General features: G+C 43.4%; 19 protein-coding genes. 1 reads left to right on the top strand and 18 read right to left on the bottom strand.

Annotated elements, in window-relative coordinates:
* Positions 1 to 182: 182 nt before the first annotated feature.
* Entirely contained in the window at positions 183 to 578 is a 396-nt protein-coding gene (locus AC1DRQ_RS11605) for a nuclear transport factor 2 family protein (RefSeq protein ID WP_477424508.1), read from the bottom strand.
* A 190-nt stretch (positions 579 to 768) separates the two neighbouring features.
* Between AC1DRQ_RS11605 and AC1DRQ_RS11600 the strand changes: the two genes are divergently transcribed.
* On the top strand, positions 769 to 1,071 hold the full coding sequence (locus tag AC1DRQ_RS11600) for a tautomerase family protein (protein WP_477424506.1): 303 nt from the start codon (positions 769 to 771) through the stop codon (positions 1,069 to 1,071).
* A gap of 131 nt (positions 1,072 to 1,202) precedes the next feature.
* Here AC1DRQ_RS11600 and AC1DRQ_RS11595 read toward each other — a convergent pair whose 3' ends face one another.
* From AC1DRQ_RS11595 to AC1DRQ_RS11515, 17 genes are all read right to left on the bottom strand, one after another.
* The gene (locus AC1DRQ_RS11595; RefSeq protein WP_477424505.1) at positions 1,203 to 2,111 is read right to left on the bottom strand and encodes an alpha/beta hydrolase fold domain-containing protein; all 909 of its coding nucleotides are present in this window, start codon (positions 2,109 to 2,111) and stop codon (positions 1,203 to 1,205) included.
* A gap of 217 nt (positions 2,112 to 2,328) precedes the next feature.
* Positions 2,329 to 2,712: a hotdog family protein gene (locus AC1DRQ_RS11590; RefSeq protein ID WP_477424504.1), complete on the bottom strand. Its 384-nt coding sequence runs from the start codon at positions 2,710 to 2,712 to the stop codon at positions 2,329 to 2,331.
* Between the two features lie 8 nt (positions 2,713 to 2,720).
* Complete coding sequence (locus tag AC1DRQ_RS11585; protein ID WP_477424502.1) at positions 2,721 to 3,665, bottom strand: NADP-dependent oxidoreductase; 945 nt, start codon at positions 3,663 to 3,665, stop codon at positions 2,721 to 2,723.
* 175 nt (positions 3,666 to 3,840) lie between these two features.
* Complete coding sequence (locus AC1DRQ_RS11580) at positions 3,841 to 4,323, bottom strand: YbhB/YbcL family Raf kinase inhibitor-like protein (RefSeq protein ID WP_477424500.1); 483 nt, start codon at positions 4,321 to 4,323, stop codon at positions 3,841 to 3,843.
* Between the two features lie 27 nt (positions 4,324 to 4,350).
* Positions 4,351 to 4,824: a Dps family protein gene (locus tag AC1DRQ_RS11575; RefSeq protein ID WP_477424498.1), complete on the bottom strand. Its 474-nt coding sequence runs from the start codon at positions 4,822 to 4,824 to the stop codon at positions 4,351 to 4,353.
* Between the two features lie 60 nt (positions 4,825 to 4,884).
* The gene (locus AC1DRQ_RS11570; protein ID WP_477424496.1) at positions 4,885 to 5,874 is read right to left on the bottom strand and encodes an alpha/beta hydrolase; all 990 of its coding nucleotides are present in this window, start codon (positions 5,872 to 5,874) and stop codon (positions 4,885 to 4,887) included.
* Between the two features lie 35 nt (positions 5,875 to 5,909).
* Positions 5,910 to 6,941: an L-dopachrome tautomerase-related protein gene (locus tag AC1DRQ_RS11565; protein ID WP_477424495.1), complete on the bottom strand. Its 1,032-nt coding sequence runs from the start codon at positions 6,939 to 6,941 to the stop codon at positions 5,910 to 5,912.
* Positions 6,942 to 6,993: 52 nt separating this feature from the next.
* A complete protein-coding gene (locus tag AC1DRQ_RS11560) occupies positions 6,994 to 8,139 on the bottom strand; it encodes an SMP-30/gluconolactonase/LRE family protein (RefSeq protein WP_477424493.1) in 1,146 nt (381 codons plus the stop codon).
* A gap of 11 nt (positions 8,140 to 8,150) precedes the next feature.
* Entirely contained in the window at positions 8,151 to 9,887 is a 1,737-nt protein-coding gene (locus AC1DRQ_RS11555) for a thiamine pyrophosphate-dependent enzyme (protein ID WP_477424491.1), read from the bottom strand.
* Positions 9,888 to 9,918: 31 nt separating this feature from the next.
* On the bottom strand, positions 9,919 to 10,281 hold the full coding sequence (locus tag AC1DRQ_RS11550) for a cupin domain-containing protein (protein WP_477424490.1): 363 nt from the start codon (positions 10,279 to 10,281) through the stop codon (positions 9,919 to 9,921).
* A gap of 5 nt (positions 10,282 to 10,286) precedes the next feature.
* Positions 10,287 to 10,703 carry an organic hydroperoxide resistance protein gene (locus AC1DRQ_RS11545; RefSeq protein ID WP_477424488.1) on the bottom strand — a complete coding sequence of 139 codons (417 nt, stop codon included), beginning with the start codon at positions 10,701 to 10,703 and terminating at the stop codon, positions 10,287 to 10,289.
* Between the two features lie 2 nt (positions 10,704 to 10,705).
* Positions 10,706 to 11,137: a cupin domain-containing protein gene (locus tag AC1DRQ_RS11540; protein WP_477424487.1), complete on the bottom strand. Its 432-nt coding sequence runs from the start codon at positions 11,135 to 11,137 to the stop codon at positions 10,706 to 10,708.
* A 37-nt stretch (positions 11,138 to 11,174) separates the two neighbouring features.
* A complete protein-coding gene (locus AC1DRQ_RS11535; protein WP_477424485.1) occupies positions 11,175 to 12,113 on the bottom strand; it encodes an NADP-dependent oxidoreductase in 939 nt (312 codons plus the stop codon).
* Positions 12,114 to 12,308: 195 nt separating this feature from the next.
* Positions 12,309 to 13,097, bottom strand: coding sequence for an alpha/beta hydrolase (locus AC1DRQ_RS11530; RefSeq protein ID WP_477424483.1), 789 nt, complete (start codon positions 13,095 to 13,097; stop codon positions 12,309 to 12,311).
* 44 nt (positions 13,098 to 13,141) lie between these two features.
* On the bottom strand, positions 13,142 to 14,080 hold the full coding sequence (locus AC1DRQ_RS11525) for an NADP-dependent oxidoreductase (protein WP_477424481.1): 939 nt from the start codon (positions 14,078 to 14,080) through the stop codon (positions 13,142 to 13,144).
* Between the two features lie 107 nt (positions 14,081 to 14,187).
* Positions 14,188 to 14,325 carry a hypothetical protein gene (locus AC1DRQ_RS11520; RefSeq protein ID WP_477424479.1) on the bottom strand — a complete coding sequence of 46 codons (138 nt, stop codon included), beginning with the start codon at positions 14,323 to 14,325 and terminating at the stop codon, positions 14,188 to 14,190.
* A 45-nt stretch (positions 14,326 to 14,370) separates the two neighbouring features.
* Positions 14,371 to 14,688: a hypothetical protein gene (locus AC1DRQ_RS11515; protein WP_477424478.1), complete on the bottom strand. Its 318-nt coding sequence runs from the start codon at positions 14,686 to 14,688 to the stop codon at positions 14,371 to 14,373.
* Between the last annotated feature and the right edge of the window lie 212 nt (positions 14,689 to 14,900).

Below are 14,900 nucleotides of genomic sequence, written 5' to 3'. Positions count from 1 at the left end.
TTTAAGTTAATTTATTTATAGTAATTTATCTCTCTTTTATCAAAATGGCCGCTTGGATTTTGATCCCATCTTCAACACGACCTCAACTATAGAAAAATGCCATAAGACCATTCGCTGTCTTACTGGTGACCTGGAGAAGGGCCGGTAAGAAAACAGTTTTTGCCTCCGCCGTTAACGGTTCTTTATTTTATTCTTTTAAAAATATCTGCAAAGTCAAGTGTGTCCAAAAATGCAGTTACTTTAACGATTTTCCCTTCTTTCATCGTCATGAACCAAGCGTAGCTTACGTTATAGGATTGGCCGTCTTTTGCTGTTGCATTACCGTCCCAAATGACAATGACTACTTCTCCGTCTGCATAGGATTCCCGGACATGCGGTACGATCTTTTGTGAAAGCCGCTCATTGAGTGGGTCGATCACCTCATCCAGGAGTGCTTTTTTGGATTTATAAATTTTAGACAATGGCGAGCTTCCGGAAATCGTCCATTCCACGTCTTCTGATAGAAGGTCAAAGAAGCTTCCCGTCCCATCTGTCCAGCTTTGAAAACCGGCCAGGATAATTTGTTGATTTTGATTCATGGTTCAATATTCAATTCGTTAATACGTATGTAAATAGCGTTATATGGTTAAAACTTAATCGAAGATTTTATTGCAAGGTGTTGATATCTAATTAATTGAATAATGGCATAATTCTTTCTTTTATTGAGTTACCCGGCTCTTTGAGATGCCGGTAAACGTATTCAACAAACTCAATTTAAAACTCAACATTATGCCTTTTGTAAATGTAAAATTGGTTGAAGGGGTGTTTTCTGCGGAAGAAAAACACGCACTGGCAGCAGCTTTAACTGATGTAATGGTAAAATTTGAAGGTTCAGAAGCCTTCCGGGAAACCGTTTGGGTGCTGATTGAAGAACTCCATCCCGATGGATGGCACATTGGCGGAAGAGCTTGGGAAGGCCCGCCTGCATTGGAAACGACTTTGAGAAAACAAAAAGAGATTCTCGAAGGAATTGGCGATGCGCACCCGAAAACACGGCCTGAATGGGCAGCGGTAGCGCCTGTTAAAGGCTGATTATTACAAACAGGCGGCTGGATATGTCGCCTGTTTGTTGCACTTTGTATCTTTTTCTTTTTTATGATAGGATCAGTTACTGATGCCATATTCTTTAAATTATTGTTAATCACCACAGGCGGTTTAAAATGCTATAATTCTTTATAAATTGGCTTTGTATCCTTTCTGTTGAGCATCCAATTGGCCGCTTCCTCAATGGCTCGTGCTCGTTCCGGTACCGGGTATAAGATCCAATTATGAATCGCCCCTTTATAAATGAGTGTATCCACGTTAGTCTTTGCTGCAGCTTCCAGTTTTTCTTTTAATAGTATACAATCAGGATAAAATAATTCGTTGGTGCCAAACATTATTAAAATGTCTCCAAGGTGATCCATCGGGCCAAATAAAGGCGAAACTCTGGAGTTGCGCAGATCCAGCACGTCAGCATATTTCCTTGCTGCACTTTGCAAAGCCCTTTTCGACAAAACAGGGTCCTTTCTTTCAAATAGATCAATGTCGGGATTTGACATAGACAAATCTATCCATGGTGATAGTAAAACCGTCCCTACCGGTAATGGCAGGTCATCGGATAACCGTAAATATTGTAAAAAGGCCAGTGCCAGTCCTCCGCCGGCATCATCTCCGAAAAACAGGAATACATCCTTACTGAAATTATCCTGCAAATAACGGTAAGCACTGATCAGGTACTGGAAAGTTCTACGCTGATCATTTTCCGGGCCAAGGGGATACTGCATCAGGGTAACTTTCATCCCAAAGTCCTTGCAAAGCGCTTCCGCTAACCTGCGGTGCGCTGGAATTGCCTCCATGACATAACTGCCTCCATGAAAAAACAATACGTGTTTGCCTTTAGGCAACTCCGGAGTTAAAGTGGTCAGTGGGAATCCATTAATGAGGGTTTGTTGTACACCAATCCCGCTGGAAAAACGGCTACTGTCAAATACTTTCATGTTACGCTTTGGTTTAAGAATATTCGCCGACAACACTTTTTTTCCGCTAATCACCTTTAATATAAATCGGACTAATTCCAATTGAAAACTCATAACATGCTTTTATTATCACTAACCGCTTTCGTCATTACTATTAAACAAAAAGGGCTGGTTAGTATTCATCACTCTAAATTTTTTGTAGAAAAACTCTATATAATTTCACCTTTAAGGCCCTGTTTCAACATGAAATAGTGGCCTATTTTACATGCCCCCCTAAATATTTTGCAGGAGAGCGCTTGTCCTGCTGATTTGCTAAATAAACAGGACAAGCCTATACACTAACAGCCATATCTTTTTCGGATACGAAGGTGAATACTCCGGAAGCGGTCCGTTCTCTGGAAAACTCCTTAATATCTTCTGATACCACATCTACCTTAACTTTTAAATCCGTAAGGCTTACTTCAATTACTTTCCCTGTTAATTCCACAATGGAATTGGGACAAAACGCCTTAATATATTTAACCTGGTCACCGCCATCGCAGACCATTTTTTTCCTTGCAAACCTTGTAGCGGTAATCAAGGCCACTTCGTTCATCATTTCCACGGCGGGAGCGACAAATTGATTGTCGCACCCTTTTTGCTGAGCATCAGCGTAAACTAATTTAAAGGAATGGGTTTCAGATCCTGCGATCCTTTCCTCCATAACATTCTTCATCCTTGACTTCAATTAAAAGATACGACGATCTTACCCCAAATTTTTCCGGTTGACATTTTTTCGTGGATTGCTATAATATCTTCCATCTTGAACCTATGGGCAATATTCGGCCTGATCACATTTTTTTTCAGAAGTTCTGCCAATGCCTTCATGTCTGTTCCGCTGGAATGAACAAACAAAAATTGCGCATTAATATGCCTTTGAGTGGCCACTGTTTTCCAACTGTCGCCCACGCCGCTTGGAATCGTAATCACACGGCCGTTTGGACTTAATATGTTGAATGCTTTAAGCGTGCTCTGACCACCCAGTGTGTCCAGTACAAAATCTATATTCGAAGTCGCCTGTTCAAAATCGGTAGTTTTAAAATCGATCAGTTCATCTAACCCATGATTTTTTAAAAACTCAGCATCTGCCGCCGTTGCCGTGCCAATCACGTAAGCTCCAAGATGCTTGGCTATCTGTAAGGCGAAAAACCCTACTCCGCCCGCAGCCCCCTGGATCAGTACCCGTTCTCCGGGTTTTAAATTTGCCTCCATTAAGGCTTGATAAGCCATTAGCGCGGATAAAGTAGTCGCGGCTGCGGTTTCATCATCAATATTTTCGGGTTTCAGCGCCAGTTGCGTGGGATCAGCTGCYACATATTCCGCATAAGTTTTCCCATGACCGGGAAAATTCAATAGACCGAACACGTGATCACCTGTTTTAAAGCTGGTTACATTTTTTCCAATACCGGTAATTACACCGGAGACATCCCATCCCAGGATTATTGGATTAGCTGCCTTTATATTATTAAATTGGCCTTTGCCACTCAGTGTTTTGTTATCAACAGGGTTAATGTCAATTGCATTGACCTTTATCAAAACTTCATTGTCATTAATCTCAGGAATTGGTAGATCTGCAAATTCTAACCCTCCGATTTCATCATTGTTATGTGTTAAAATAATTGCTTTCATTTTAATAAGTTTATTCAAAGTTCGCTTTTCGGACACCGGATATGCTGTACATTTCGGTGCTATTTAAGTAAAAATCCGACCTGTAAAACCTACGATGAAACTTTACAGGTCGGATTAATCCGGCTAATATGTTGCTTTAAAACTATTTGTTACATAAAGGCGGACAGTGTTAACATTAAACTTTCAAGTAAGATATAAGTGAAGCTTTACCAAGCGTAAGTGGCCCCATGGTAAAACCGGCAGTTGCGGGATTGGTATTACCGTCAAGGGACAAAACTTCTGATAACGCATGCACGGTGATCAGATAAGGATGAAATCCACTTCCAGGAATAGGAACAGGGCCGCCATATCCCGGTTTTCCAAAGTCGGTAAGACCAGATATCGCACCTTTGGGAAGTAGCTCAGGGTTAGTACCGGCACCCGATGCAAGTTCATTGACATCCGCCGGAATATTAAAAACAACCCAGTGCCACCAGCCACTGCCGGTAGGGGCGGCAGCGTCGTAAATAGTTACGGCAAAACTTTTAGTGCCTTCAGGGGCATTTTGCCATGATAGTTGCGGAGATATATTTTGTCCTCCGGCACCCCAGCCATCAAAAAAATGAGGTAGGGTAAATTGTCCGCCCAGGTCTTTGCTGGTCAATGTAAATGTTTTCATCTCTTTAGTTTAATTTAAAAATCGTTGTTATTTAAGGTGTGCGCGAAGCATCCATGCAAGTTTTTCATGTGTTTCCATCAACCCGGTAACATAATCACTGGTACCCAGGTCATGATACTTATCCTGGAATAGTGTGATATATTCCCGCAAAAGGATAATAATACTCTCATGATCCTCCAGCAATTCAGCGAGAAATCCCGCGCCCGTATTGGAATGAGACAATTTCTCCGTCAGGTGGGTCAGGTCAAGAAATGACTTTAACGTTGCCGGGGCGTAATGTCCAAGACTGCGAATACGCTCGGCCACGCTATCCATGATCTCGTCCAGGTCATTGTATTGTGATTCGAAAAAAAGATGCATCGTATGAAAATCAGGCCCTTCGACATTCCAATGTGCATTCCGGGTTTTGGTATACAAAACATATTCGTCTGCCAGCAGGCCGGACATACATGTAGCCACAGCAGCAAGGTCATCCGGTTTTATTCCAATGTTTGGTTTCATTTTCGTGTTTATTATTACTGGTTAAAAACTAATTTTCACAGATTTAGGTTGTGAAATCCCTTAGAATAAAAATTTCTTTAATTCTGCGGCCGCGTGAACAAACAATGACTTAACCTGCGCCAGATCAGACAGCGGGTTCAGTAATCCAAAATCATGGATCATGCCGTTATAGCGAATGGTCGTTACAGGAACACCAGCTTCGTCAAGCTTCCTGCCATACGCTTCACCCTCATCACGTAATATATCTGCATCTGCGACCTGGATCAGTGCCGGTGGCAGGCCTTGAAGTTGTTCAAGGGTAGCACGTAATGGAGAAAGATAAATGCTGGAGCGCGCCGCCTCATCTGTGGTATAGTTATCAAACATCCACTTCATTAACGGCTCGGTCAAAAACCTCTTTTCACCATACCTTGCATAAGAATAGGTGTCAAATGCGACATTCGTAACCGGCCACATCATAATTTGTAAACTGATATGCGGGCCACCGGCCTCTTTAGCCTTGATAGCGGTTACTGCCGTCATATTACCCCCGACGCTGTTACCAACTACGGCCAGCTTTTTGCCGTCCACTCCGATCTCATGGCCATTTTCAGCAACCCATTTGGTGGCTGCGAAAATCTCATTGATAGCCTGCGGGAATTGCGCTTCGGGGGATGGGGTATAGTTAACGAATACCCCTGCAGCCCCGGACAATACCACCAGGTCACGAACCATACGCTTATGGGTCGGGTAATCGCCCAGCACCCAACCACCGCCATGCAGGAATATAAATACAGGTAATATACCCGTTGCGCCTTCAGGTTTTACAATGTTTAGTTTAACCTCAAAACCATCCTGGCTGATCGTTTTTTCGGATTCGATAATTCCTGAATAATCAACTTTTACCGAGTTTTGAGCTCCGACCAATACCAGCCGTGCTTCCGCAGGCGACAGGCTTTCTACCGCTGGTCCACCGCTGTTTAATACGGCCAGAAATGCTTTAGTTCCTTTAGAAATTGAATCGTCATCCGCTACGGCGGGAATGACTACTTTTTGCTGAGTTGTTTCCAATTTGTTGAATGTGTTAAATGATAGATGAGGGTCTTTTAAGTTCTTAATGGGGTCGCTTTAATATCAATTTTATAAATCACAAGCGGCGGTTCAAGTTTTGACTGCCCGCCCTGGAAAGGTGCCAGTCTATTTAACTGTCCTACAGGTATCCAAAGAAATCCATCTTTGTCAATCCAAAGCGCATCGCCCCAAAGCAGCTTGCTATCCTGTATAATCGTTTCTATGATGCCATGAGCATCAAGGCGGATGATCGCAGAGTGATTGACATCAGATATATAAATATTGCCGTCTGCATCCATAGCAGTCCCGCCAGTAGTTGGCGTGTCAAACCATTTTATCACGTACGGTTCAATTCCCTTGCTGTTATTTTCGGGATGATGCAGGTAAGCGGTTTCGATACGGTATAAAGGTCCGGAAGCGGGTTGGAAATAGAGGTAGGTACCGTCAGGCGAGACCTCCAATTGATCCGCATGAATGCGCAATTGCTTGCCATCCGTGGTGCGCATCACCTTTTTTTCAGCTACTAACGGTAGCTTATCCGTGGTAAAAGCGCTGCCCTCCAATACACGGTAACCTTGTCCCGATTGTTTATCCATAACAACCAGTGCGGGATCTCCCGCATCCGTCAGGTAAATGAAGTTGCCGAACATACGCAGGTCATCTATAAAACTATGCTTGTTCATTACCGGCCCTAAAGGAATTGTTCTGGCCACTGTATTAGTTTGCAAATCAATGGCCACCAGCTTGGCTGCCCCATCAATAGCATCTTCGCCCATGCTGGGCGTGCCGGTGTCTACTATCCATAGATAACCATCTGGTCCTATCCGCAGGGAATTTGTCCTTACAAAAACACTGTCGGACGATTTACCCGGCATCCAGCTGTTCCATTGCTGATCAGGATAAGGAGTTGCCTTCCCATCCACCAATTCACCAATGCGAATTCCGGTATCACCCTCAATTCTGGGAAAGCAAACGAATATTCTGCCGTCATCACTGGTAGTGACACCGTTCCATACTTCTTTTGATTCGGCGACATGGATGAGTTTAATTGCAATTTCTTCAGACATATTCAGGACTATTTGAGTTTAGTTTATAAATTGGTGGTACACCGGCACGACCTTATTTTATTTTGATTCTGAATACCCGATATGGATATCTTGTGATGTTTTGGTTGACGTTGAACCATGGCATCTGCTGGATTTGGGAACAGGATACGTAGAGGTAGCCATCTTTGCTGATACTGTAACTGTCAGGCCAACTCAGTTTTTCTTTATCTTCGACAAGCGTGGTCATTTTTTTATCCGGAGTGATCTTTACGATACGACCGTTTTCCAGGTCACCCATATACAGGTTACCGTCAGCATCCATCTCCATTCCGTCGGTACATACATACTTTCCGTAATCCTCTACCTTGGCTTCGATTTGTTTCTCTGTGCTGCTGAAATCGCGTAATACATCAGTACTCACCCGATAAAGCCTGTTATCGGTTAACGGTTTGTAGTATAGCCAGGCCTTATCAGGGCTCAATGCAATTCCATCCGAGTTGATTTTAACTGCGCCCTGGGCATTTTTCATTTCCTTGCCATTCATGGTAAAATGGTAAGAAGGATCAGATAAAGTGGACGGATGCCCATGCAGTACAAACCTGGAAGCACCGGTTTTTAAGTTTACTACTACAATACCACCATTGCTTGAACTGCTCATATAGCCAAAACCGTTTTTATGGTCAATGCGGATATCATTGATGTAGGTTTTGGGCCCAGCTACCTCAACCGGAAAGGTATAAATCCGTTTGATTTTATTGGTTTTAAGGTCTACCTGTATAAGTTTATTACTTTGCTGATAAACATCGGCCAGCCCTATACCCGCAGGGTCAACGATCCAAAGATTGTTTTCTTCATCAGCTACAACTGCCTGGACGCAGACGAATTTATCTTTCCCATTATCACCCTTTTTGAAGCTGTTCCAGGCAGTGTCAGGGTATAAAATTGGTTTTTTGTCTTTTCCTACTTCTACAACAGAATAGCTGTGTTTATCAAGCCAATAAGGATAGTTAATAAATAAACGGCCCTCGGGAGAAATCGCAACCCCTGTTAATTGATAGGTGCTGTCTGCATACACTTCTTCCAGTGCACTGCTGGTGCTGTCTGTAGTTTTCATAGTTGAATCTTTTGTTTGTTGATCTGATTTTTGTCCGCTGCCTGAGCAGGATGCCAGCATAATTCCAACTGAGAGAATCAAGGCAGGCGCAAATAACTTTTTCATGATTTTAATTTTTAAATTATTTCCGGAAGATGTTTATAATTCGAACGTACCATTTCTAAAATATCGTCCATTCGGCCGCCTAGCATCATTTTCGTCATGGAGAGGGTATAGCCTTTGACCTGTTCCCATTCAATTTTTGGCGGCATAGCCAGCGAATTTGGATTCGTTAATATATTCAGCAATACCGGACCATTATGGCCCAATGCATCTAATACAGCGTTATGTACTTCGTCAGGTTCATGAACAGTTACCCCTTTGAAACCCATAGCGTCCGCAATTTTGGCAAATTCAGGGTTAACCATGTCCGTTTCATTATCTGGCAGACCCTGTACCTGCATTTCAAGTTTCACCATACCCAGCGCACGGTTATTAAAGACAATCACCTTGATAGGTAAATTGTATTGCTGGATTGTTGCAAGATCCCCCAGTAACATGGACAGTCCTCCGTCGCCGCAAAAGGCGATAACTTCGCGTCCCGGATTAGCCAGCGCTGCGCCAATAGCCATAGGCATTGCGTTCGCCATGGAACCGTGATTGAAAGAGCCCAAAAAGCGTCTTTTACCGGTTGCATGCACATAACGGGCGGCCCAAACACAGCACATACCGGTATCCATGGTAAATATGGCATCATCAGCTGCAAGCCTGTTGAAGACATCGGCTACAAATTCAGGTTGGATTTTATCGGTTGTCCCGTTATCATTAACATAGGTTTGCAAATGCTTTTGTACATGACCGTAAAGCTCCAACTGCCCCTTTAAAAACCCTGGTTCAAGCTTTTGTGTTAAATAGGGAATAAGTGCAGTAACAGTATCTTTAATGTTGCCGCATAAACCAATCTCCAGTTTTGCCCGGCGTCCCAATTTTTCCGGGCTGTCGTCTACCTGGATGATTTTATTTCCGGTTGGCATAAATGGCGTATAAGGGAAATCGGTGCCCAATAAAAGAACAACATCTGCCTCATGCATGCTGTGATAGGCGGAAGGCAGACCGAGCAAACCCGTCATACCTACTTCATTTGGATTATCATATTGCATACCCATTTTTCCCCTGAAAGTATAACCGACCGGGGCCATTAATATTCTGGATAGTTCAACGACTTCATCATGCGCTTCGCGGGCACCGTAGCCGCAAAAAATTGCAACCTTGGGGTGTTTATTGAGAAGGGCGGCAGTTCTTTCCAGTTCACTGTCAACAGGTCGCAGTAGTGTGGGTGTGGGATAATTATGCATGGAACTGATACTTTCCACAGCAGGCAGTGCTGAGATATCTCCGGGCAGGCCGATCACCGCCACTCCACGGTAATGAATGGCGTGCTGAATCGCAGCCTGTAACATTCGCGGTGCTTGGGCTGGTGTTTGGATTACCTGGTTGTAGCAGCTGCAATCGTCAAATAGTTTGATGGTGTTAGTTCCCTGGAAATAATCTGTTCCGAAATCTCCTGAAGGAATAGTAGCCGCGATTGCCAACACTGGCACCCTTGTTCGATGGGCGTCATATAAGCCATTAATGAGATGAACATGACCCGGTCCGGAACTGCCTGCGCATACGGCAAGCCCGCCAAGTTCTGCCTCAGCCGCTGCTGCATAAGCCCCGGCTTCCTCATGTCTCACATGTATCCATTTGATGCCACCGTTACGCCTGACCGCGTCATTAAGTTCATTAAGGCTGTCACCGGTTACAGCGTAAATCCTTTTTACGCCATTTTCAATCAGGGTTTCTACGATTTGATCTGCAATGTTCTTACTCATGTTTAATTAATTGATGGGGTTTTAAAATCTGTTAATGTCCGAGGTAATTATCTGTGCCATCCAGCCAATCTTTCCGGCCCGGTGAAAAGAAATCGATATCGTAGGTACCATCCTCTAAGGCTTCGAACATGTGTGGCACATTCGACGGAATAATAATCGCCTGGCCGGCTTTTACAATATATTCGACGCCGTCTACTGTTACTTTGCAGCTCCCCCTGGTAATAATGGAAAACTGCTCATTGACATGATGATGCAATGGGACGATAGCACCTTTTTTATATATAAAAATACCTATATTTCCTTGTTCACCGAACAACATTTGCCGGGTTAATTTTTCATTGATCGCCTTAACAGGAAGTTCCTGAAGGGTCACATGTTGTACTTCTGCTGACATGACCTTTATTTTACAGTTAGTTTAACATCAATATTTCCCCGGGTCGCTTTTGAATACGGGCAAATTTGATGGGCTTTGTCCACCAGTTCAATTGCCAGTTCCCTGCTGACACCAGGAACTTCTACTATGAGTTCCACTGCGAGGTTGAGACCACCGTGGTCATCTGCTTCCAGTCTAATGACCGCTTCGGTGGTCGGCAAATCCGTAACTACTTTTTCGATGCGCATAATATGCATGACCGCATTGTCAAAGCAGGCTGCGTAACCGGCCGCAAAAAAAGTCTCCGGGGTCAGGTGCTTATCATCTTCACCACCTAAAGATTTTGGTAAACGGACATCCGCATTTATCAAATCAAAATCAGAACGTACATGACCGTTTCTACCCCCAACCGAGGTCGCTTTTATAGAGTAAATAGTTTTCATCTTTATTGTGCCGGTTTAGTAAAGTAGGTGTCCGTACCATTGATCCAGTCCTGGCGCTTAGGCGCAAAAAAGTCCATGTCGATGGTGCCGTCTTCAAGCGACTCAAACATATGCGGCACATTGGAGGGGATATAAATTCCTTCACCCGCTTTGACGATATAAACCTTACCCAGAATAGTTACTTTAACACTGCCTTTTAGGATCATGGTATATTGTTCATTGACATGATGATGTAAGGGTACAATAGCCCCTTTTGCGAAGGTGAAATACCCGATTGTAGCATTTTTACCGGAAAAAAGGCCACGCGTAATTTTATCAGTTAGCTGTTTTGAAGGCAGTTTGGCCAGTTCAAAATGAGTTACTGTCGTTTGTGAAAAGGCGGCCATTGTCATACAGATAAAAGCCGCGGTAAGGGATGATTTAATATTTTTCATTGCTTTATTTTTAAGGGTTAGAATGGGGTTTAAATGTTCAGAGCGTGAGTACAACCTTACCTACGGTGCGGTGGCTTTCCAACTGCTGGTGCGCTGCTGCCATTTCCTCAAATGCGAAAGTTTTAGCGATATGCGGCTTCAATTTATCGTTCGCCAAGAGCTTTGCGAGTTGAGCCATATCGTCACCATTGGAATGAACCAGGATATTTGCGGCAGTAACCCCTGCTTCCTCTGCCTTTTTTTGATTTGCTTCGCTGATGCTGCCGGGGATCGAAATCAGAATACCATTCTTCTTCAATACAGGAATAGATCTGCGGACATAATCATGACCTGCCGTATCCAGGATAAAATCAATGTCATGGTAATGATCTTCGAAATTTCCGGATTTATAATCGAAATGTTCATCAGCACCAAGGCCCAGGACGAATTCTTCATTTTCAAGAGAAGAGGTTCCTATAACATAGGCCCCCTCGGCTTTGGCGATCTGTACGGCAAAATGACCTACGCCGCCGGAAGCTGCATGGATCAATACTTTGTCACCAGGCTTGATCTGGCCATGTTTGTGAAATGCCTGCCATGCGGTAAGCGCGGCAAGTGTGGTAGCTGCTGCCTTTTCAAACGATACATTTGCCGGCTTTAAAGTGATATGCTTAGCAGGAGCGGCAATATATGCTGCATAAGCCTTACCCTGCCCTAAAAAGCGAACCATTCCAAATACCTCATCTCCTTTTTTGAATAAAGGCGAATTCGTTTCTTCAATAACACCGGCAACATCCCATCCTAATATGATGGGATCAGTATTTTTAAATTTGAACGCAGCACCGCTTCCGGCACGAGTTTGCACATCAACTGGATTGATCGTTATGGCGACAGTACGAATTAATACTTCGCCGTCTTCAATCGTAGGAATTGGTAGATCTGTCAGCTGCAGCTGGTCAACGCCGCCGTATTCTTTAAGTATTATAGCCTTCATCATTTCTGGGTTTTAAATTTGGTTGGTATAAAATTGATATTAAAAATCTCCTGGAATTTGTACTTTCAGGACATAAATCTGTACGGATTAATCATTACTCATCTTGTAGCTTTAGCTTAGACATCTAAGCTGTTGAAAATTTATGCCGTTAAAAAAGGGTCAGCCTTGCTTGGCATAACCCTTTTTAAATTCTTATTTTTAATTTTTAACTGCTTTTTGTGCAGAGGCCATGATATAATCTGCTACTTCTTTTGAGTGAGAAAGGAAGGCGACATGACATGAATTAATTTCTATAAAAGGGGTATGCGCGCGGTTATACATATTGCGCTGTATGACCGGGTTGATACTTTTATCATTGGCAGTCACAATCGCAAAGGATGGTTTGGTTTTCCAGGCTGCTATGGTCACTTTATCTCCAAAAGCAGCACCTTTTATAGGTTGTTGATCGTCTGCCATAAACGCTGCATCTGCGGCACTTAGCTCAGCGCAAAACCCTGCGTGGAATTTTGCCTTGTCATAGTAAACATATCCTTTGTCATCCGGAGCAAGCAGGCCGCTTTCCGGTGCGGCTGGGGCAGAAGAAACCCATTGAAAACTATTTTCTCCTTCCGCAGGTTCGAAAGCGGCGATATAAACCAATGCGGCCACTTTTTCATGCATACCGGCTTGAGTTATTACGGTACCGCTCCAGGAGTGACCAACCAGAATGGCCGGACCATCAAGTTTGTCAAGCGCCAGGTTTAATGCTGTTACATCCTCAGCCAAAGAAGTTAGTGGTAACTGCGGCATAACTACGTGATAACCTTTTGCAGTTAATATCCTGTAAACCTTTTCCCACCCTGCGCGGTCTGCAAACGCGCCATGAACCAGCACTACATTTTTGATTGCAGATTTTGGCTGGCTGTAAGCAGGGTTGATCTGGAACCACGATAAAAATAGGAGGATTCCGCAAGTGTAAATTAAACGGGAAATCAGATGATTTTTCATAAGGTATTGTTGATTTTATTTGGTGAATTTTTGTTTGATGTAGATTAGACGTTAACGACGATTTTTCCGACAGTACGGCCGCTTTCCTGTTGCTTGTGTGCGATGGCCATATCCTTAAAATCGTATACTTTGAACAGATGGGATTTTATAGTACCCTTTGATAATAAGTCGGCTAACTGTTTCATGTCTGCTCCGTTCGATTGAACCAATTCGAAACTGCAGGTTACATTAAGATCCTTTGCCTTTTGCTGGTTTTCCGGCGAAATCCCGGTCGGTATGCTGATTAGTCTGCCTCCGGGTTTAACCACTTCCAATGAACGTGAGATCATCTCCCCGCCGCCGACCGTATCAAAAACAAAATCAATATTATTTACCACCTCTTCAAAAGGTTTTGCTTTGTAATCGATATGTTCGTCGGCACCAAGCGACAATACAAAATCCCGATTTGCCGACGAAGACGTGGCGATAACATAAGCACCCAGATATTTCGCAATTTGAACACCATAATGACCTACGCCTCCGGAGCCGGCGTGGACAAGTACACGTTGACCGGGCTGAACGTTCGCATGGTGAACAAATGATTGCCAAGCTGTCAAAGCGGCTAAGGTGGCCGCAGCCGCTTCTTCATGACTGATGTTTGCAGGCTTTATAGCCAATTGGTTTGCCGGGGCACTTATTAGCTCTGCATATGCCTTGCCGTGACCGGGAAAATTTATCATCCCAAATACCTCATCACCAGTTTTAAAATCAGGGGAATCAGATGTAACTACTGTTCCTGATATGTCCCAGCCGAGAATGATGGGCATCTGGTTTTTTAACCGGCCGGCTACACCAGAACCAGCCCTTGTTTTCACATCAACCGGGTTAATGCTAATGGAGTGGACCCTTACCAGCACTTCATTTTCAGCGACGTCTGGTATGGAAAGGTTTGTCATTTTCAGCACCGATGACGGGCCGAACTCTTCAATAATTATTGCTTTCATTTGTTAAGTTTTAATATTACGAAAGTCCATGTTTGGCAATTCGAAATTTTGTACAATCAGGATAAAAACCGGTAAAATAGATCCTGTTTGCGAACCCTGTTCCAGGGTTAGTTTTGTTTGCTCATCACCCAATCAGCATATGGCTGGTAAATTATTACACCGGCAGCAGTCAGTCTGATCAATCCTGTTATTAAATAGATATACATTTCCATCTTGATCGATATAGAGTACTGCGCCTGTGTCATCTTTACTGATAATATTGCCGCAACTAGCAGATGCAGCTTAAAATTCTATTTATAGGCCATGCCGGTAGATTTGATCAATGTATCCAGATCCTGCCCGTAACCTACCAAAAGACCAGAAACGCCATTCGTACTTTCCAGTGCCAAAACTGATGCTCCCGGCTTATGGTAATACACTTTTTCAACCATTACTTTAATTTTCAGATCACTGGCTGCAATAACATTTCCTGTCTGTTTACATATCATTTTTCCTTCGCTGCTGACGTAAAAATCATTTTTGTAACCGGCAGTCCTCAGATTAATGATCACATTTTCCAAGCCCTTATAACCCCACCAATATGCTTTAACCAGTCCTTTTAATCTCATGGCAGCGTTTTATGATTCAATGATGATATGTCGCATTTAAGATAAATTCATGCCAATGCACTAATTCCTTGATAATGAGATTTATGAATCGAAATTGGGCGGGAAAACCATATCGCTATGTCGTTATTTTTAGGCGTGTTAACGAAAAAGTAACCGATTCTTGGCATAAAAAAAGCCGGAAACATTACTGCTTCCGGCTTTTACCAAAGTAT

This window comes from Mucilaginibacter sp. P4_E8 (assembly GCF_056401495.1).
Note: the sequence above shows the minus strand (reverse complement) of the source record. Positions and strands in the feature narration are given on the sequence as shown.